17 protein-coding genes and 1 pseudogene are annotated in these 18,933 nt (G+C 29.2%); 16 read left to right on the forward strand and 2 right to left on the reverse strand.

Going from position 1 to position 18,933, the window contains the following annotated elements; all coding sequences use genetic code 11:
* Positions 1-289: 289 nt before the first annotated feature.
* The 3 genes and pseudogenes from garR to IC174_RS02650 all read left to right on the forward strand — a co-directional run.
* Positions 290-1,198: pseudogene (garR, locus tag IC174_RS02640) on the forward strand (2-hydroxy-3-oxopropionate reductase); the annotation flags it as partial.
* A 147-nt stretch (positions 1,199-1,345) separates the two neighbouring features.
* Positions 1,346-2,728: a gluconate:H+ symporter gene (locus IC174_RS02645; RefSeq protein ID WP_227482096.1), complete on the forward strand. Its 1,383-nt coding sequence runs from the start codon at positions 1,346-1,348 to the stop codon at positions 2,726-2,728.
* A gap of 58 nt (positions 2,729-2,786) precedes the next feature.
* Positions 2,787-4,223: a four-carbon acid sugar kinase family protein gene (locus tag IC174_RS02650; RefSeq protein WP_227482097.1), complete on the forward strand. Its 1,437-nt coding sequence runs from the start codon at positions 2,787-2,789 to the stop codon at positions 4,221-4,223.
* A gap of 139 nt (positions 4,224-4,362) precedes the next feature.
* On the opposite strand, the gene IC174_RS02655 is transcribed toward IC174_RS02650, so the two are convergent.
* A complete protein-coding gene (locus IC174_RS02655) occupies positions 4,363-5,217 on the reverse strand; it encodes a putative ABC transporter permease (RefSeq protein ID WP_227482098.1) in 855 nt (284 codons plus the stop codon).
* Positions 5,218-5,501: 284 nt separating this feature from the next.
* Entirely contained in the window at positions 5,502-5,825 is a 324-nt protein-coding gene (locus tag IC174_RS02660; protein WP_227434424.1) for a DUF1540 domain-containing protein, read from the reverse strand.
* A gap of 202 nt (positions 5,826-6,027) precedes the next feature.
* Between IC174_RS02660 and IC174_RS02665 the strand changes: the two genes are divergently transcribed.
* The 13 genes from IC174_RS02665 to IC174_RS02725 all read left to right on the forward strand — a co-directional run bounded on the left by IC174_RS02665 (position 6,028) and on the right by IC174_RS02725 (position 18,848).
* Positions 6,028-6,657 (forward strand): BofC C-terminal domain-containing protein, encoded by a 630-nt coding sequence (locus IC174_RS02665; RefSeq protein ID WP_227434425.1) that lies wholly within the window; start codon positions 6,028-6,030, stop codon positions 6,655-6,657.
* A gap of 412 nt (positions 6,658-7,069) precedes the next feature.
* On the forward strand, positions 7,070-8,320 hold the full coding sequence (locus IC174_RS02670) for a transposase (protein WP_227482099.1): 1,251 nt from the start codon (positions 7,070-7,072) through the stop codon (positions 8,318-8,320).
* A 129-nt stretch (positions 8,321-8,449) separates the two neighbouring features.
* Complete coding sequence (gene ruvC / locus IC174_RS02675; RefSeq protein ID WP_227434427.1) at positions 8,450-8,959, forward strand: crossover junction endodeoxyribonuclease RuvC; 510 nt, start codon at positions 8,450-8,452, stop codon at positions 8,957-8,959.
* Positions 8,952-9,554 carry a Holliday junction branch migration protein RuvA gene (gene ruvA / locus IC174_RS02680; RefSeq protein ID WP_227434428.1) on the forward strand — a complete coding sequence of 201 codons (603 nt, stop codon included), beginning with the start codon at positions 8,952-8,954 and terminating at the stop codon, positions 9,552-9,554. The genes ruvC and ruvA overlap by 8 nt, the downstream gene beginning before the upstream one ends.
* A 72-nt stretch (positions 9,555-9,626) precedes the next feature.
* Positions 9,627-10,646, forward strand: a complete 1,020-nt coding sequence (ruvB, locus tag IC174_RS02685) for a Holliday junction branch migration DNA helicase RuvB (protein WP_227434429.1) — start codon at positions 9,627-9,629, stop codon at positions 10,644-10,646.
* A 316-nt stretch (positions 10,647-10,962) separates the two neighbouring features.
* On the forward strand, positions 10,963-11,988 hold the full coding sequence (queA, locus tag IC174_RS02690) for a tRNA preQ1(34) S-adenosylmethionine ribosyltransferase-isomerase QueA (RefSeq protein ID WP_227434430.1): 1,026 nt from the start codon (positions 10,963-10,965) through the stop codon (positions 11,986-11,988).
* Positions 11,989-11,999: 11 nt separating this feature from the next.
* On the forward strand, positions 12,000-12,485 hold the full coding sequence (locus IC174_RS02695) for a phosphate-starvation-inducible PsiE family protein (protein ID WP_227482100.1): 486 nt from the start codon (positions 12,000-12,002) through the stop codon (positions 12,483-12,485).
* Positions 12,486-12,562: 77 nt separating this feature from the next.
* Positions 12,563-13,684, forward strand: coding sequence for a tRNA guanosine(34) transglycosylase Tgt (gene tgt / locus IC174_RS02700; protein ID WP_227482101.1), 1,122 nt, complete (start codon positions 12,563-12,565; stop codon positions 13,682-13,684).
* 133 nt (positions 13,685-13,817) lie between these two features.
* On the forward strand, positions 13,818-14,111 hold the full coding sequence (gene yajC / locus IC174_RS02705; RefSeq protein ID WP_227434433.1) for a preprotein translocase subunit YajC: 294 nt from the start codon (positions 13,818-13,820) through the stop codon (positions 14,109-14,111).
* Positions 14,112-14,168: 57 nt separating this feature from the next.
* Positions 14,169-14,531 carry a TIGR04086 family membrane protein gene (locus IC174_RS02710; RefSeq protein WP_227434434.1) on the forward strand — a complete coding sequence of 121 codons (363 nt, stop codon included), beginning with the start codon at positions 14,169-14,171 and terminating at the stop codon, positions 14,529-14,531.
* Positions 14,532-14,596: 65 nt separating this feature from the next.
* On the forward strand, positions 14,597-14,740 hold the full coding sequence (gene scfA / locus IC174_RS02715) for a six-cysteine ranthipeptide SCIFF (RefSeq protein WP_009891067.1): 144 nt from the start codon (positions 14,597-14,599) through the stop codon (positions 14,738-14,740).
* 312 nt (positions 14,741-15,052) lie between these two features.
* Positions 15,053-16,942 (forward strand): cell wall-binding protein Cwp8, encoded by a 1,890-nt coding sequence (locus IC174_RS02720; RefSeq protein WP_227482102.1) that lies wholly within the window; start codon positions 15,053-15,055, stop codon positions 16,940-16,942.
* A gap of 502 nt (positions 16,943-17,444) precedes the next feature.
* On the forward strand, positions 17,445-18,848 hold the full coding sequence (locus tag IC174_RS02725) for a cell wall-binding protein Cwp9 (protein WP_227482103.1): 1,404 nt from the start codon (positions 17,445-17,447) through the stop codon (positions 18,846-18,848).
* Positions 18,849-18,933 lie beyond the last annotated feature (85 nt).

Genomic DNA, 18,933 nt, shown 5'->3' on the forward strand with positions numbered 1-18,933 from the left:
TATGGCGATATAAATAAAGGTTTAGTTGAATGATACTTAATTATTGATAAAAATAGTTGATATAAAGAAAAATAATTAATATAAAGTATGATTAAATATAATATAAAAATAGTGTGGTTTATTTAATATAAATAGTATGCGTTAAATATAATGATTATAGATAAAATCTATTGTATAAATCTAAAAATCGTGTTTTATTGTTAAAATAAATACTTTTATATTTTATATTGACCGGTATACTGGTGTGTAGTATACTTTAAATCATAAAAAACGTTTTCAAAAATATGAAAATATGGAGGGGTATATAATGAAATTAGGATTTATCGGATTAGGAATAATGGGAAAACCAATGGCCAAAAACTTACTAAAAGATGGATGTAATCTTTTAGTATATGACATTAATAAATGTGCTGTAGATGAGCTTGTATCGTATGGTGCAAAATATGCAAGTCTTTCAGAAATAGGTGAAGAGTGTGAGATTGTATTTACAATACTTCCAAATGGAGCTATTGTTCAAGATATATTATTTGGAGTTAATGGTTTAACAAATACTTTAAAAGAGGGAAGTATAATTGTAGATATGAGTTCAGTTACACCTACAGAATCTATGTTATGTGCAGAAAAATTAAAGCAAATGAACTTAGAATTTATAGATTCGCCAGTAAGTGGGGGTGAACCAAAAGCAATTGATGGAACACTTGCTTTTATGGCTGGTGGTAAAGAAGAGGTATATAAAAAAGTAGAGCCATTCTTTAATATAATGGGAAGCTCAGCTATCTTAATTGGAGATAATGGTAGTGGAAGTGTTACAAAACTTACAAATCAAGTAATAGTTAATCTTACAATAGCAGCAGTATCTGAAGCATTTGTACTTGCAGCCAAAGCAGGAGCAGACCCAGAAAAAGTGTACAAAGCGATAAGGGGAGGTTTAGCTGGCAGTACAATATTGGATGCAAAAATACCAATGATTATGAATCGTGATTTTAAACCAGGTGGGAAAATATCTATCAATCTAAAAGATATAAAAAATGTAATGCAGACAGCACATAATTTGGATGTGCCACTACCTATGACAAGTCAGCTATTAGAAATTATGCAAACATTAAAAGTACATGGACACTTAGAAGATGACCATGGTGGAATAGCTCAATATTTTGAAAAATTAGCAGGTGTTGAAATAAAAAAACACAATAACTAAGGGCAAAGATATTGATGATATAGTAGATATGTATTATTAAAATTAGATTTAGATTATATTATACAGAGATGATAGAGTTACAATATCATAATAAAAGAAAAAATAAGGTCAAGAGATAATAAAGTAAATTATAAAGGGGAAAAGATTATGATTACAGGATATGGACTTTTGATAGCATTTATTATATCTATAGGAATTTTGCTTGTGTCAATTATCAAGTTTAAAGTAAACCCATTTTTGGCATTACTTATAACATCAATAATTACAGGATTTATGGTTAAAATGCCTATAAATGAAATTTCAACTACAATATCAACTGGATTTGGAAATACATTAGGTAGTATTGGTATTGTAATTGGACTTGGAATAATATTTGGAAATATACTTTCAGAATCAAGAGCAACAGAATCTATTGCAAAGGGATTGTTGGCTAGAACTGGAGAAAAAAATAGTGCATTAGCTATAACTACAGCAGGATTTTTAATTTCAATTCCAGTATTTATGGATGCTGCATTTGTTATAATGATGCCTATAGTTAAATATGTTTCGAGAGTAACTAAGAAGTCTCTTATGGTTTTTGTATGTGCATTAGGCGTTGGTACAATAGTAGGTCATGCACTTGTAATACCAACACCAGGGCCTTTAGCTGTTGCAGCAAATGTAAATGCAAATGTAGGTAGTTTTATACTTTATTCTATAATTGTTGCATTTCCAGCAGCTCTTGCAGGAGGATGGATTTATGGAAAACGTTTTGAAAAATATCCAGCTTATGCAATTGATGAAAACAATAGAGAAAAAAATTTAGAACAAGAAAAAGAGAGTATTGAACTTAAAGATGATAACTCTAATAAAGTACCTGGTTTTGGAGTTTCTATGTTTTCTTTATTATTCCCAATACTTCTTATACTTGTATCAAATGTATTTAGTATGTTTTTAGAAAAAGGTTCTAAAGTGAGTGGAATACTTGCTTTTATAGGCGATAAGAATATAGCAATATTACTTGGAATATTGGTAGCAATAGTATTTTTAAAGAAGTACATAAGTAAACCTATGGGAGATGTTGTTATTGAAGCTGCCGATTCAGCAGGATTGATACTATTAATAACAGGTTCAGGGGGAGCATTTGGTAGTGTTATAAATGCTAGTGGAATAGGAAACTTCTTAGTTGACACTATGTCTGGACTTAGTATATCAGTTGTAGTACTTGGATTCTTATTAAGTGCATTACTTAGAATTTCTCAGGGTTCTGCTACTGTAGCACTAGTGACTACATCATCAATTTTAGGACCAACAATTTTAGCAACTGGGATGTCACCAGTTTTAGTAGGGCTTGCTATATGTGCTGGTGGCGTTGGTTTTTCTCTTCCAAATGATTCTGGATTCTGGGTACTTTCAAGATTTAGTGGATTGTCAGTTAAAGATACTTTAAATTCATGGACAATAGGAGGTACAATAGCTGGCATTACAGCATTTGCAATGGTTTTGTTACTTAGTGTTATAAATGGTATTATACCACTTCCAGGATTATAAAAAATATAAATATTAAACATATGCATACTGTAATAAATTGCATAAAGGGGGATTTTTAGTGAGAGAAGTCAATTCAATTAACATAGATATACTTGATACTTTTAAGAACGTAGATGAAGAAAAATTAAATAAATTACTTGTAAATGAACTTAAAAATTTAAATAGAAAAATTATTGTATTAGATGATGACCCAACTGGAGTACAAACAGTTCATGATGTTTCTGTATATACTGATTGGGATAAGAATAGCATAGAACAAGGTTTTGATGAAGAAAATAGTATGTTTTTTATACTTACGAACTCAAGGGGATTTACAGTTTCTCAAACAACAGAAGTGCATAAGAAAATTTCAAAAAATATTGTGGATATTTCTCAAAAAGTTAATAAGGATTTTATTATTATAAGCCGAAGTGATTCAACAATGAGGGGGCATTATCCTCTTGAAACTAATCTGTTGAAAAATGAGGTAGAAAAATTATCAGGGAAAATATTTGATGGTGAAATAATAATGCCATTTTTCAAAGAAGGTGGAAGATTTACGATAGACAATGTGCATTATGTAAAAGAAGGAGAAATGCTTGTACCAGCGGGAATGACTGAATTTGCAAAAGATAAATCTTTTGGATATAAATCTTCTGATATAGGAGAATGGTGTGAAGAAAAAACAAATGGAGAATATAAATCTAGTGATATGATATACATTTCATTAGAGGAACTTAGAAGTTTAAATATTGATAGGATAGCAGAAAAGCTTAAAATGGCAAAGAATTTCAACAAAATCATTGTAAATGCAATAGATTATGTAGATGTAAAGGTATTTACAATTGCGTTTATACGTGCAGTAAACAGTGGCAAAGAATTTATATTTAGAAGCGCTGCTGCTATAACAAAGATACTTGGAGGTGTAAGTGATAAGGAATTACTTACTAAAGAGGAATTAGTATCAAAAGATAATACTAATGGAGGTATTATACTTGTTGGTTCACATGTAAATAAAACTACTCAACAACTAGAAGAACTTAAAAATTGTAAACATCCTATAGAATTTATAGAGTTTAATCAACATTTAGTTTTGAGAGAAGATGGATTAAAAAATGAAGTAAAAAGAGTTATACAAGTTGTAGAAGAGAAAATAACTAATGGAAAGACTGTTGCTGTGTATACTAGACGTGAGCGTTTTGATTTAGATACGAATGATAAAGATAAACAACTTATGGTTTCTGTAGAAATTTCAGATGCTGTAACTAGTATAGTTGGTATGCTTAATGTAAGACCAAATTTTATTATAGCAAAAGGTGGAATTACATCTAGTGATGTTGGAACTAAGGCGCTAAAAGTAAAAAAGGCTACTGTAATGGGTCAAATAAAACCTGGTATACCAGTATGGATGACAGGAGAAGAAAGTAAATTTCCTAATATGCCATATATAATTTTCCCTGGCAATGTTGGAGAAGTTAGTACACTTAGAGAAGCTGTTGAAGTATTAATGGGCTAGAAGATTTGATTTAAAAATAAGGATAAGTCAATAGTAAGTTTTAGAATATATTAAATAAGGTTTAGAATATTATCAATAATATTCTAAACCTTATTTGTATTTATAAATATTTATATTATAATATGGCATATAATTTAGATTATTTATTTTTTTTGATTGATTTAATATCTTCTTTGATTTTATTTAAAATATCTTTATGCTTATTAGAGCTTATATTAGGGAACGCCTTAATAATACGTCTATGAAGTAATTTGTGGCTAGATAGTAGAGTATTAAGCTTGTTTTTAAGTTCTTCAATTCTATTTTTAGCATAACGATAATTTTCTCTTTCTTTTAATATTTCAAATCTATCCTCTAAAGTCTCAAGTCTATTTTCAACCAAAGTCTCAAGTTTATTCTCAATAGTTTCTTGTGTAATAATTTTGTAGTATTCCTTTTTATCTTTTAATTCCTTAATTATAAGATTGATTTGTTTTAATTTACCATTTAATTGTAAAATTGTGTGTACTGTAATTATTAAATCTAAAACAAAATAAATTTCTATGGATATACCAAGAATAAATAGTATATTTTTAGGAATATAATCTATGAAATCAACTACAATAGGATGTATTATCAGCATTACAATTAATGACAACACACCAAACATAAGTGAATTTTCTAGGCACACTCTTCCATGAATGTTGAACTTGTGATTGGAATAATCCCACCACTTCATATTAAATATTTTTTCTAATACAAAACTTGTAAAATACTCCATTATGCTGGTGATAATTATACTAAACACAAATAATAAGGGAATATTATGAACAAAAGGAGTTAATGTAGCTACTATTGCTAGTGCTCCAAATCCATATATAGGACAAAATGGCCCATTTAAAAAACCTCTATTTACAAATTGTTTTTGTAAAACAGAACAATATGTAGTCTCACAACACCACCCTATAAAACTATAAATTACAAAATAAAGAAATTGGATATAAAATGTACTCATAAGCACCTCATTTCTAGTTAATATAACATTATATAATACTATATATCTGGTATTTTCTTTCACAATTAACTATATTACTTTAAATTTAATTTACATATTGATTATACCAATTTATAGAAATTTATCAAATTTAATTGCAATTATAATATTATATGCAAAACTATAATAATGAGATTTTATTTAAAATAAATAAGGGTGTCAAGTATAATCAAATCAATATCTGTAGATACTCTACAGTATATTGTTTTGATTACCTTTGACACCCTATATTATTTATATTTTGTTTATTTACATTTAAAACTAGAACAACATGTTTCAGTGTAAAGATTTACTCTATCAGTTTCAGGAGCTACTACTATATTATCAAGATTACATAAGCTACCATCTTTATTATACTTACAAGTCTTGACACTACAAACTAATTCTTCACAATTTCTATTGTTAACATTATTAGATAGATTACTATAAATAGATTCATCTAAAAACGAACTACAGCAAGTATGTCTATCATTATGAGCTTGTTCACCATTTATAAAAATTTTATCTGCATAACATATATGGCTGTTATTATGTGAGCAGTTAGTTACATTACAATTGATTCTTTCCAAAGTTATTACCTCCTAAACTATTATTTATTATAAATTATGTCCATATAATTGCAAGAATATAACATTTAAGAGAAAACTTCCTTTTAGAAGATATCTATTTTTAGATTAATTTGAAATACAGATATATTTTCTTCTAAAATTTACCTAAATTGTATAAAAACTTACAGCTTGGAGAAAATAATAGAAAAAGGAGGCGTAATCAATGTTTGAAAAGAAGAAAAAAGAATTATTTCCTTGGAAAATATCTGCATTAGTACTAGTAGGAGTATTTGTATTAAGTAGTGGAGTTTATATAGGAACAAAGTTAAAAAATAATGGAGTTCAAACTGGTAAAGTTGTAAGTGCTAGTGCGAATATGAATGAAGAATCAAAAGAAGCTTTTGGATTAAATAAAAACTGTGAAGTTTGGCTTCAAAGCGAAGGTGAGAATGAAACTAACTATAAGAGAGTACTTACAATGGCTGGAGTAGTTCCAGAGTCATTATTAGATAAGACAAAATCAGAAATAGTATCATATTTTAAGCAAGAATATCCAACTAAAACAATAAAGAGTATGGATAAAAATGAAATCATATTAGTAGAATCTAAAAACAGTGATAATAAAGATGTACAAGCAATGAACACTACTATAAAAGGTAAATATACAATTGAAAATGATAATGGAAATATAGCATTGTATAAATATGATGATAGTGGAAATAAAACATTAGTAGAAAAAACTAAAATAAGAGTAGATTCACTTCCTAAGACTGTTCAAGATGAACTTAAAAAAGGTGTAGTTATGGATACAGAGGAAGAGGCCTATTCAAGATTAGAAGATTTTGCAAGTTAATATTTCAAATTGATATTAAGATTCAAAACATATTTAATGCCTATTAAAATACAATAATTTATTTGTACTAAATATAAAAGTTATATTGGAGTGAGAAGTTCGCTTTGATATAACTTTTTTATTTGATTTTATTAAATCTCTAAGAATACTCGTGACTTTAGTCATGAGATGAATTAGGGAAATAGTAAGCATATAGAGAAGTTTGTACGTAGAGATAGTAAACAATCTATCCAATATACCACTTGAATTGCTGGAAACCCCTAAAGCTTATGTGAACGACAACCTCTAATACGATTAATGTAGAATTTAGCTACAGGTTAAATTTTCTCTACTGTCATTGTTTTTTACCAAAACATTGGCTTTACAGTAAAGATATGTTATAATCATCTTAGAAAGCGAAGTGATATATATCATGTATTTAACTGTAAAACAGCAGGTAAAACATCTTTCAAAGGAAGATTATAAGAATATTAAAGAGCTTTCTCGTATAGCTAAAAATTTAGCTAATGAAGCAATCTATAATATTAGGCAATATTACTTCCAAGAAGGCGAATATCTAAATTATGAAAAGAATTATGTTCTTCTGAAAGATAGTCCTAATTACAAAAATTTAAATTCCAATATGGCTCAACAAATTTTGAAGGAAGTAGATGGTTCATTTAAGTCTTTTTTTGGACTACTTAAATTAGTGAAAAAAGGTAAATATTCTTTCAAAGATATAAAATTACCACATTATCTTCCAAAAGATGGATTTACTACACTTGTCATTGGTTTTGTTCGATTAAATAATAATCAATTAATAATTCCATATTCACGTCAATTTGGAAAAGAACATAAAAAAGTTATAATAACGATTCCGCCAATTCTTAAAGATAAGAAAATTAAGGAAATTCGTATTATACCAAAAGCAAAAGCTAGGTTCTTTGAAATTCAATACACTTACGAAGTGAAAGAAGAACAAAGAAAATTAAATAAAAACAAAGTACTAGCAATTGATTTTGGAATTAATAATTTAGCAACTTGTATTACTTCTACTGGTGAAAGTTTTATTGTTGATGGAAAGCGTTTAAAATCAATAAATCAATGGTATAATAAACAAAATGCACGACTTCAAAGTATTAAAGATTTACAGGGGTATGTAAAACGAAATACCAATCGACAAAAATCGAATACTCGCAATCGAAACAATAAAGTAAATGATTATATGGCTAAAACAGCTCGTATTATTATTAATTATTGTTTAAAAAATGATATTGGTATTTTAGTTTGTGGGTATAATGAAACTTTTCAATACAGAAGTAATATCGGGAAAGTTAATAATCAAACATTTGTACATATTCCTTTTGGTAAATTACGTGATAAATTAGAATATCTATGTAAACTATATGGAATTACTTTTTTAAAACAAGAAGAAAGTTATACTTCCAAAGCTAGCTTTTTTGATAAAGATATTATGCCAGCTTATAATGACGATAATCCAAAGGAGTATGATTTCTCTGGAAAAAGAATTAAAAGAGGATTGTATCAAACTAAAAAAGGAATGATTTTAAATGCTGATGTTAATGGTGCATTAAATATTTTGAGAAAAAGTAATGTTGTGTCCTTAGATGGACTATACAGTAGGGGCGAACTGGACACGCCTGTACGTATCAAAGTAGCTTAGGTTATTTTGAACGTAATCGAACTCTGCGATTTTAGTCGTGGGAGGTTCAGGGTATAATAATTTAGAACATAAGTTTTTATGAGAAATACATTTTGGTATTTCTTTTATTTTTAGGAGGAATTTTTTAAAATGATGATATTGGGGATTGACCCAGGTATAGCCATAGTTGGATATGGTATAATTGAATATAAAAATAGTAAATTTAAAGTAATAGATTATGGAGCAGTGACAACACCTGCGCATATGAATATCTCTAAGAGGTTAGAACTTGTATATAAAGGAATTGATACAATAGTAAAGAATTACAATATAGATGAAGTTGGAATGGAGGAACTATTCTTTAACAAGAATGTAAAGACTGCTATAACAGTAGCACAGGCTAGAGGAGTTACTATGCTTGCTTGTGCACATAATGGTAAACCAATATATGAATACACTCCGCTTCAAGTAAAACAAGGTGTAGTTGGATATGGTAGAGCAGACAAAGCACAAGTTCAACAGATGGTAACCTCATTTTTAAGTTTAAAAAAAGTTCCAAAGCCAGATGATGTTGCAGATGCTCTAGCTGTGGCTATTTGCCATGCTCATTCAAATAAACTTGAAAAAACTTTAAAGAATATAGGTGGGAAGTATGTATAGTTATATAAAAGGTACAGTAGAAGAAATTTATATAGACAGTATAGTTGTTGAAAACAATGATATAGGATATAAGATAAATGTGTCATCCAATACAATAATGAATTTGCAAATAGGGAATACTGCAAAAATATATACTAAACTAATAGTAAGAGAAGATGATATGAGTCTTTGCGGTTTTGCAAGCAGGGAAGAATTAAAGATGTTTGAATTGCTTACATCTGTATCAAAAATAGGACCTAAGGTGGGGCTTTCAATACTATCATTTGCATCACCAGCGCAACTAGGAGCTTATATTTTAAGCGAAGATGTTGGGAAACTATCTAAAGCTCCAGGCGTTGGTAAAAAGACAGCAGAGAGAATCGTTTTAGAACTTAAAGATAAAGTAGATAAAAATAATATAGAATTTGAACCAACATTATTATCACAAAAACCTACTTTCATATCTCAAGATGAATCTATAGATGCACTTGTAGCTTTGGGGTATACCTTAGCAGAATCAAAAGAGGCAGTTCAAAAATGTAAAAAAGATGGTATGAATACAGAAGACATTATAAAAAAAGCACTTACATATATAATGAGTAAATCTATGAAGTAGCATTTAATTTGTGAATGTAAAATAATATTTAAAATAAAGTAGATTTGCAAAATTACGGAAGGAGGGGTATAAATGCAAGATTTTGAAGATGAAAATAGGATAATAACTTCTACTATGAAGGTGGAAGATATAGATATAGAAAATAGTTTAAGACCAAAAACACTAGAAGATTATTTGGGTCAAGAAAAATCCAAAGAGCAACTTAGTATATTTATAGAGGCAGCAAAATCAAGAAATGAGCAGTTAGACCATGTACTTTTATATGGGCCACCAGGGCTTGGAAAAACTACACTAGCAAGTATAATAGCTAATGAGATGGGAGTAAATTTGAGGATTACATCAGGACCTGCAATAGAGAGAGCCGGAGACTTAGCAGCTATACTTACAAATTTGAATGAAAATGATGTTTTATTTATAGATGAGATACATAGAATCAATAGGAGTGTTGAAGAAGTATTGTATCCAGCAATGGAAGATTTTTGTTTAGATATAATAATAGGAAAAGGACCATCTGCGAGAAGTATAAGGCTTGACCTTCCTAAGTTTACACTTATTGGAGCTACTACAAGAGCTGGTATGCTTACAAATCCACTTAGAGATAGATTTGGTGTTATTTGTAAATTAGATTATTATACAGTTGATGAACTTTCAAAAATAGTGCTTAGGTCATCAAATATTTTAGATGCAGAAATACAATCTCAAGGAGCTTTAGAGCTTGCAAAACGCTCAAGAGGAACTCCAAGAATAGCAAATAGATTGCTAAAAAGAGTTAGAGATTTTGCACAGGTTAGGGCTGATGGAAGGATAACTGATGAAGTTGCAAAGGATGCTCTTGAACTTTTAGGAGTTGATAATTTAGGTCTTGATTTTGTGGATGAAAAGCTTCTTATAACTATAATAGAAAAATTTAGGGGTGGTCCTGTAGGTCTTGATACGTTAGCAGCTTCAATTGGTGAAGATAGGAATACAATAGAAGATGTGTATGAGCCGTATTTACTTCAACTAGGGTTTATAAATAGAGGGCCTAGAGGTAGAGTAGCCATGCCATTAGCCTATGAACATCTAAAAATACCTTATCCTAGCGATAGATAAGAATAGAAGAAAGAGGTATCAATTAAAAAAATAATCATTAAATTAAAATATTTCTAAAATGGGCAAAAATTCAAACATATTCACAAAATGGTAATTATATCTGTAGATACTGTGGATAAATACAAGGAAAAATGTGTGTACTGTATCTATATATTGTGGATAAGACGTGTATAACGTGGAAAAATATCTATATATTGTGGATATGCTGTATGTTAAAAATAGGGATTTATTGATAGATTATGGTAATATTGTAGAAAATAAGTTGTTTTTTTGATATTATTGTAGCTAGAGAAATTTTAAGAGAGGAAGTTTGACATTGAAAACAAGTGATTTTAAATTTGATTTACCACAGGAACTTATAGCTCAAGTTCCTATAGAAGATAGAGCTAGTTCAAGATTGATGGTATTAGATAAAGAAACAGGAGAAATTGAGCATAAAGTATTTAGAGATATAATAGAATATTTAAATCCGGGAGATTGTTTAGTTTTAAATAATACTAGAGTTATACCTGCTAGATTAATAGGGGAAAAACTTGAGACTGGTGGAAAAATTGAATTTTTATTATTAAAAAGAACAGAGGAAGATACTTGGCAAGCTTTAGTAAAGCCAGGTAAAAGAGCAAAAGTGGGAACTAAGTTTTCCTTTGGAAATGGGAAATTAATTGGAGAAGTTGTAGATTTATCAGATGAAGGTTCAAGAATTATAAAGTTTCATTATGATGGAATTTTCGAAGAGATTTTAGATGAGCTTGGAAATATGCCACTTCCTCCATATATAACTGCTAGATTAGAGGAAAAAGAAAGATACCAAACTGTTTACTCAAAACATAATGGCTCAGCAGCGGCACCTACAGCAGGTCTACACTTTACAGAAGAATTATTAAATGAAATAAAAGAAAAAGGTGTAGATATAGCATTTATAACTTTACACGTTGGTTTAGGTACTTTTAGGCCAGTAAAAGTAGATGATGTTTTAAATCATAAGATGCATTCAGAATATTATATGGTTAGTCAAGAGGCAGCTGACAAAATAAATAGAGCAAAAAAAGATGGGAACAATGTAGTATGTGTTGGAACTACTAGTTGTAGGACTATAGAATCAGCTTGTGATGAAAATGGCAAGATGAAAGAAACTAGTGGATGGACAGATATATTTATATATCCAAGTTATAAATTTAAGGTTTTGGATAGACTTATAACTAATTTTCATTTACCAGAGTCTACCTTAATCATGTTAGTAAGTGCTATCTGTGGAAAAGAAAATGTTTTAAATGCATATAATGAGGCAGTAAAAGAAAGATATAGATTCTTCAGTTTTGGAGATGCTATGATTATAAAGTAGGGAGGGAATAGATGCATAGCTTACAAAAACAAAAAAAGAATAACCCTATATTAAAGATTGCTTTTATATTTGAACGTGTATTAGCAGTAGTAGTTTTAATAGCAGTATTTTTAGGTACAATAGATGTATTAAGACTTATGTGGGGAGCATATATAGTTGATTTTCAAAACCCAGTACAATACAGTCAGCTTAATGATTTCTTAGCACAAATATTACTTTTGGTGATAGGTGTTGAGCTTGTAGTAATGCTATCACTTCACATACCAGGAGCATTTATTGAGGCACTACTATATGCTATAGCTAGAAAAATGTTATTGCTTCCTAAAAATGAAGGAATGATAGATGTTTTAATTGGAGTTATAGCCATTGCAGGACTATTTGCTATAAAAAAGTTTTTAGTAACAAAAGACAAGAGTGCTCTTAATATAACGAGTATTCATGATGAAGAAGCAATCAAAGAACAACAAAGTAAAGAGGATAAAGATAAATCTATTTAGAAAATATATTAGATATTTAGATTAGTGAAAATATATGTTATGAATAACTAGAAATAAAAATTATTAAGGAGATATTTATGTACGCAGTAAGATACGAACTGATAAAAACTTGTAAACAAAGTGGTGCAAGGCTTGGAAGATTACACACGCCACATGGGATTATAGAAACACCAATATTTATGCCTGTTGGGACTCAAGCAACAGTAAAGTCTATGACACCAGAAGAATTAAAAGAGATTGGCTCACAAATAATACTTAGTAACACTTATCATCTATATATGAGACCAGGACATGAACTTATAAAAAAAGCTGGTGGACTTCATGAGTTTATGAACTGGGATAAGCCAATACTTACAGATAGTGGAGGATTTCAAGTATTTAGCTTAGGGCCTTTGAGAAAGATAAAAGAAGAAGGTGTAGAATTTAGGTCACACCTAGACGGTTCAAAACATTTTTTAACTCCAGAAAATGCTATGGAAATACAAAATGCGTTAGGTTCAGACATAATGATGGCATTTGATGAGTGTGCGCCATACCCAGCAGATAGAGAGTATGTAAAGAATTCATTAGAAAGAACAACAAGATGGTTAAAAAGATGTAAAGATGCCCATAATAATACAGACAAGCAAGCTTTATTTGGTATAATACAAGGTGGAATGTATAAAGATTTAAGAGAGCAATCAGCGAAAGAAATAACAAGCATTGATTTACCTGGATATGCGATTGGTGGACTTAGTGTTGGAGAACCAAAGCCACTTATGTACGATGTACTAGAACACACAACTCCATTTATGCCAAAGGACAAACCAAGATACTTAATGGGAGTTGGTAGTCCAGATGATTTAGTGGAAGGTGTTATAAGAGGAGTAGATATGTTTGACTGTGTTTTACCTACTCGTATAGCTAGAAATGGAACTGCAATGACTAGTCAAGGTAAAGTAGTAGTTAGAAATGCAACTTATGCTGAAGACTTTACTCCACTTGACCCTGAATGTGATTGTTATGCTTGTAAAAATTATTCAAGAGCCTATATAAGACATCTTGTAAAAGCAAATGAAATACTGGGTGCAAGATTGATAACTACTCATAATCTTCACTTTTTACTAAATTTAATGAAACAAATAAGACAAGCAATAATGGAAGATAGATTACTTGATTTTAGAAATGAATTTTTTGCAAAATATGGATATGAAATATAGGTTTTGCACTATTAATTATAATCATTTTAATATATAATATTCAATAGTACTCAAAGCTAAAGAAAGTAAATTGTTGTATAAACATTTATTACGATTTGCAAAAGAGTATAATTTACAAAGGAGTGAAAAATTAATGCCACAGCAACAAATAATGATGAGTATAGGTCTATGGGTAGTAGTAATTGCAATCTTTTATTTCCTAATGATTAGACCTCAAAAGAAAAAAGACAAACAATTGAAAGAAATGAGAAGTAGCCTAGGTGTAGGAGACAAAGTCATTACAATAGGTGGAATAGTAGCTAATGTAGCTAAAGTTGAAGATGATGTTGTAATATTAGAATTAGGACCAAACAGAACTAAAGTTCCATTTGAAAAATGGGCTATAGGGACAGTTCAATCTAGAAAAGAAGAAATAGAAGAACAGTAAAATAGTAATTTAAAAGCCTTTTCTCGAATATATATTAATTTGAGAGGAGGTTTTTTTATGGGAAAATCTAATTATATTTTTAAAGGTTTGGGATATGCATATATAATAACTTTGGCTGTTTTATTAGTGTATAACTTATTTTTGACATTTACAGATATCGGTGGAGATAATATAACTATGGTTGCATCATTTATAACTACTATTTCTGCAGCTATAGGCGGTTTTTACACTTCAAAACACATGCAAGAAAAGGGACTTATGTATGGACTTTTAGTTGGACTTTTGTACATAGTGTGTATTTTTTTGACTGTGTTTTTAGCACAAGAGAGCTTCATATTTGAAGTAGGAATGATTTATAAGTTATTGCTTATATCAGCAGCAGGAGGTATTGGAGGAGTATTAGGTGTCAATTTTAAATAGAGTTTATATTAAAGTGGTTTTGTGATATAATCAATAGGAAACAATTAGAAATGGAGGCGTTGAAAATGGAAAATAAACATGTAAAAACTTTATCTCAAGCTACTTTAAAGCAAAGTGCTGCAAAAGGTGGATGTGGAGAGTGTCAAACTTCTTGTCAATCAGCTTGTAAAACTTCTTGTACAGTTGCAAATCAAGAGTGTGAAAGATAGAAAATTATTGATTTAGTTGTTTGTAAGAGGGTATCTCAAAATGGTTCTTTTATCATTAATGAGGTATCCTTTTTTATTTTTTGTCTCCATATAAAATGTTTAATATGTTTATAAAAAATAAGGTTTGACTTGTTAGTGTTTAATTTTTTATATATTCAAAATCTAACTTTTTATTCTTATATTTCTAATATATGCATTAGTAAATTATGTAAACTTATAAAATGTATTGATAAATAATATTATATATAATATTATCTATATGTGGGAAATACGAATATAAAAAATTAAATACAATATTCGGAGGACATAAATATGTTAAGTAACAAAAAGAGAAGTATGGCAATAGTAATGGCAGGAGCTACAGTTATGAGTGCAGCAGCACCAATATTCGCAGACAACACTGTGTCAGAAAATGTTGATAAAAATTACACAGTAAGTGCAAAAGATTCTACTAAACTAATCGAAGAGGTTAGAAAAGCATTAGAGATTAAGTTTGAAGAGACAAAAGCAGGAGCAAATGTAAATGATAGAGTTTATGATATAAAAGTAGATAATGTAAACTTAACTAATGCAACTCAATTACAAAACAAGATAAACTCATTAGTAGAAGGACAAAGTTTAAAAGTTACTATACAAGATAAAGGCCATCAAACTATAGGTGGAAAAGTAGTTGACTATAAAATTGAAAACTACAAAACAGCTCAAGAAATAGTAGATGCAGTTAATGCTTTCAATGCAACTTTAGCAGAAGATTCTGATAGCAAGTTAACAGCAACTATAAAGTCTACTAGCACAGTTGAAGTAAAAAGAGCGAAAGATTCAAAAAATACAATAACAGTAAATGTAGGAGACCAACATTTAGACTTTGCAAAACCAGTAATATCAGAAGAAGGTACTTTTGAAGGATATGAAAAGCGTTACAGCGATATAGAATCAAAAGAATTACATACAATAACAGTTAAAAATGCAGATTTACAAGACATATCAGCAGAAGATTTATTTGATGGAGTTAGATTAACTACATTAGGTAGAGAAATAGTTAATAAAGTTAAAAATGGATATACTTTAACATTTGAGAATGAAGCAATACTTACTCAAGAGCAAGAAGATAGTGATGATAAAGATAAGCCAGAAAAGTCAAGCTTTGATATGGTTTTAAGTAAGACAAATGAAAAGCCAGAAACAATAAGTGTATCAAGTAAAAACCATAAATTAGTTAGAGATTTACACAAAGTACTAACTGATGTAAAAGACGGAAAAGAATTAAAAGTAGAAGTTTTATCTGGAGATTCAAGATTTACAACAGCAGTAGAAGTTAGTAAGGAAAGATTCAAAGATGGAGAAGCAGATTCAATAATTTTAGTTGGAGAAGATGCTATAGTTGATGGATTAGCATCAGCACCACTTGCATCTCAAAAAAATGCACCAATACTATTATCTAAAAAAGATTCATTACCATCAGAAATAGAAGCTGAGATATTAAGAGTACTTGGAAGTAACTTATCTTCTAAGAAAATATATATAGTAGGTGGAGAATCTAAAATATCAAAAGAAACTGAAGAAAAACTTTCTAAATTGGGTGTAAGTAAAGTTGAGAGAGTTTCTGGAGATGATAGATTTGAAACTTCTTTAGAAATAGCAAAACAATTAAAAGATACATTTAAAACTGCATTTGTAGTAGGTGGAAATGGAGAAGCAGATGCTATGAGTATATCTGCCAGAGCTGCTCAATTTGGAGCTCCAATAATAGTTACAGGTAACGAGTTAGATGCAAGTGCTGAAAAATTATTAAAAGGAAAAGAATTAGAAATCGTTGGTGGAGAGAATTCTGTATCAAAAGAAGTTGAAGATAAATTAGTGGAAATAGATTTAAACAACAAAGTTGAAAGACTAGCTGGAGAAAACAGAAAAGATACTAACGCTAAAGTAATCAACAAGTACTATGCAGGAGCAACTAAAGCATATGTTGCAAAAGACGGTTATGTAGGTGGAAATGGACAATTAGTTGATGCACTTACAGCAGCACCACTTGCAGCTAGTTCAAAAGCACCAATAGTATTAACTACAGAAGAACTTTCTAAGTCACAGGAAGAAGTAGTTGAGTTAAGACTTAAAAATGCTACTAAGTTAGTACAAATAGGTGAAGGAATAGCTAAAAATGCTATTGAGAAAATAGCAGAAAAAATAAACTTATTTAAATAAGAACTAATAGTATATAAAAATTGATATTATAAGTTTGTTTAGATAATATAGAATGTCTATAATGTACATTTATACAAGATGCTTAGATAAGATATGATGTCTACAATATAAAATATATACAAATAATGAAATAAAAAGAATAACAGTAAAGAATAACAACAAGGTATCTCATTTAGATTTAATTTGAGATACCTTGTTTTTTTATTTTTTGATTATAATACTGTAAAATTCATATTATAAAAAAATTATTATAAAGGATATTGTTTATAATGATTAAACATCTTATTAACATATATTATTTTGAATTTATTACTTAATTAAATAAAATAAGTTATAATGTTTTGAATTTACGGAGAATAAAGACTTTAATTATAGTATTTGAGTTATATGGATAACTATGGTATTATATATAAAATATGGTAACAAAACTGTAACTTTTTATTGAGAATGGATAAAATTATTGATAAAAAATACGAAAAATATATTGGGGGTAAATAATAATATGAAGAATAGTAAAAAGATATTAGCTATAGGACTTACACTATCTTTAGTAATGGTAAATACTCCTATAGTAAATGCGTTGACATCCGTTGAACAAATAAAAGGTAATGACAGGTATGAAACAGCGGCAAAAATAGCAGATAAACAAAGCTATAATACAGCAATACTAATTAATTCAGATAATAGCTTGGCAGATGGTCTTAGTGCAAGTGGTTTAGCTGGAGCTTTAAATGCGCCTATTTTAATGACAAAACAAAATCAAATTCCAAGTACTACTATGGAAAGACTGAACAAAGCAAATACTGTGTATATAATAGGTTCAGAATCGACAATAAGTAAAAATATTGAAAATCAATTGCTTTCTAAAAAGAAGGTTGTACAAAGAATATTTGGTGAGAATAGATTTGATACGAGCGTAAAAATAGCTGAGAAAATCAAAGAAATCAAGCCTATTGATAAGGTAATTATAGCTAATGGAATTACAGGAGAAGCAGATGCGATAAGTGCATCACCAGTAGCTGCAAGAGATGGAGTACCTATAATACTTACAGATGGAAATAGTGTAGGGTTTGATACTACAGGATTAAAGAGTTATGTACTTGGTACTAGTGAAATAATAAGTGATGAATTGGTCAAAAGTACAAATTCTGTTAGGTTAGGTGGAACAGATAGATTTGACACCAATAAGAGAGTTATACAAGAGTTTTATAAAAACAGTAAAGAGTTTTACTTAAGCAAGGGTCTACAATTAACAGATGCATTAGTTGCTTCTACAATAGCAAAAAATGCTCCTGTAGTATTAGTAGAAAATGGTAGCAATAAGAGTATTTTAAGTGGAGCAGATAAACTTACAGTACTTGGAGGAATAAATCAGAATGTAATCAAACAGTGTATAAATCAAGCTTCTCCAAATCAACAAGGACTATATTATAATCCAAATGATAGAGTATTTAAGGACAGAATAAAGGGAAAAGTATATGCTCATATAAGACAATATAGAAAAGAAAACGGAGTAAAAGAGTTATCTGTAGCAAGTAGATTAGAGGGATTAGCAAATGATTGGTCTAACTTAATGGCAAATAAGAAGACTTTATCTCACACAATAAATGGAAAAAATTCATACTCTACTTTTCTAAAGTACTTAGATTGGAGTGAGATTAAGCCTGGATATGTTGCAGTTCAAGGTGAAAATATAATTAAATATAAAATTCCAGATAAACCTGTTTATACAAATAGAGATGCAGATGATATAGGAAATTTTATTTTCAATGAGTGGAAGACAAATCCTGAAGAAGGTACCAATATGCTACATAAAGGATATGAAATAATGGGATTTGGAATAGCCATAACAGGAGATAAGACTATATACGCAACACATGAGTTTTATGGAAGATATAAAGAATAAATATTTGTTATAATTTAGGTATCTTACAAAATGTAACTACACACAAAATGATAGCTGTGAGAAAATAATATATAAATAATAAAAT

This window comes from Clostridioides sp. ES-S-0001-03, from assembly GCF_020676075.1.
Taxonomy (GTDB): domain Bacteria; phylum Bacillota; class Clostridia; order Peptostreptococcales; family Peptostreptococcaceae; genus Clostridioides.

Bases quoted from the DNA above. Each gene is read 5' to 3' on its own strand.
- IC174_RS02645 (WP_227482096.1), top strand. From the start codon at position 1,346: ATGATTACAGGATATGGACTTTTGATAGCATTTATTATATCTATAGGA.
- IC174_RS02655 (WP_227482098.1), bottom strand. From the start codon at position 5,217: ATGAGTACATTTTATATCCAATTTCTTTATTTTGTAATTTATAGTTTT.
- IC174_RS02665 (WP_227434425.1), top strand. From the start codon at position 6,028: ATGTTTGAAAAGAAGAAAAAAGAATTATTTCCTTGGAAAATATCTGCA.
- IC174_RS02670 (WP_227482099.1), top strand. From the start codon at position 7,070: ATGTATTTAACTGTAAAACAGCAGGTAAAACATCTTTCAAAGGAAGAT.
- ruvC (WP_227434427.1), top strand. From the start codon at position 8,450: ATGATGATATTGGGGATTGACCCAGGTATAGCCATAGTTGGATATGGT.
- ruvA (WP_227434428.1), top strand. From the start codon at position 8,952: ATGTATAGTTATATAAAAGGTACAGTAGAAGAAATTTATATAGACAGT.
- ruvB (WP_227434429.1), top strand. From the start codon at position 9,627: ATGCAAGATTTTGAAGATGAAAATAGGATAATAACTTCTACTATGAAG.
- IC174_RS02695 (WP_227482100.1), top strand. From the start codon at position 12,000: ATGCATAGCTTACAAAAACAAAAAAAGAATAACCCTATATTAAAGATT.
- tgt (WP_227482101.1), top strand. From the start codon at position 12,563: ATGTACGCAGTAAGATACGAACTGATAAAAACTTGTAAACAAAGTGGT.
- yajC (WP_227434433.1), top strand. From the start codon at position 13,818: ATGCCACAGCAACAAATAATGATGAGTATAGGTCTATGGGTAGTAGTA.
- IC174_RS02710 (WP_227434434.1), top strand. From the start codon at position 14,169: ATGGGAAAATCTAATTATATTTTTAAAGGTTTGGGATATGCATATATA.
- scfA (WP_009891067.1), top strand. From the start codon at position 14,597: ATGGAAAATAAACATGTAAAAACTTTATCTCAAGCTACTTTAAAGCAA.
- IC174_RS02720 (WP_227482102.1), top strand. From the start codon at position 15,053: ATGTTAAGTAACAAAAAGAGAAGTATGGCAATAGTAATGGCAGGAGCT.
- IC174_RS02725 (WP_227482103.1), top strand. From the start codon at position 17,445: ATGAAGAATAGTAAAAAGATATTAGCTATAGGACTTACACTATCTTTA.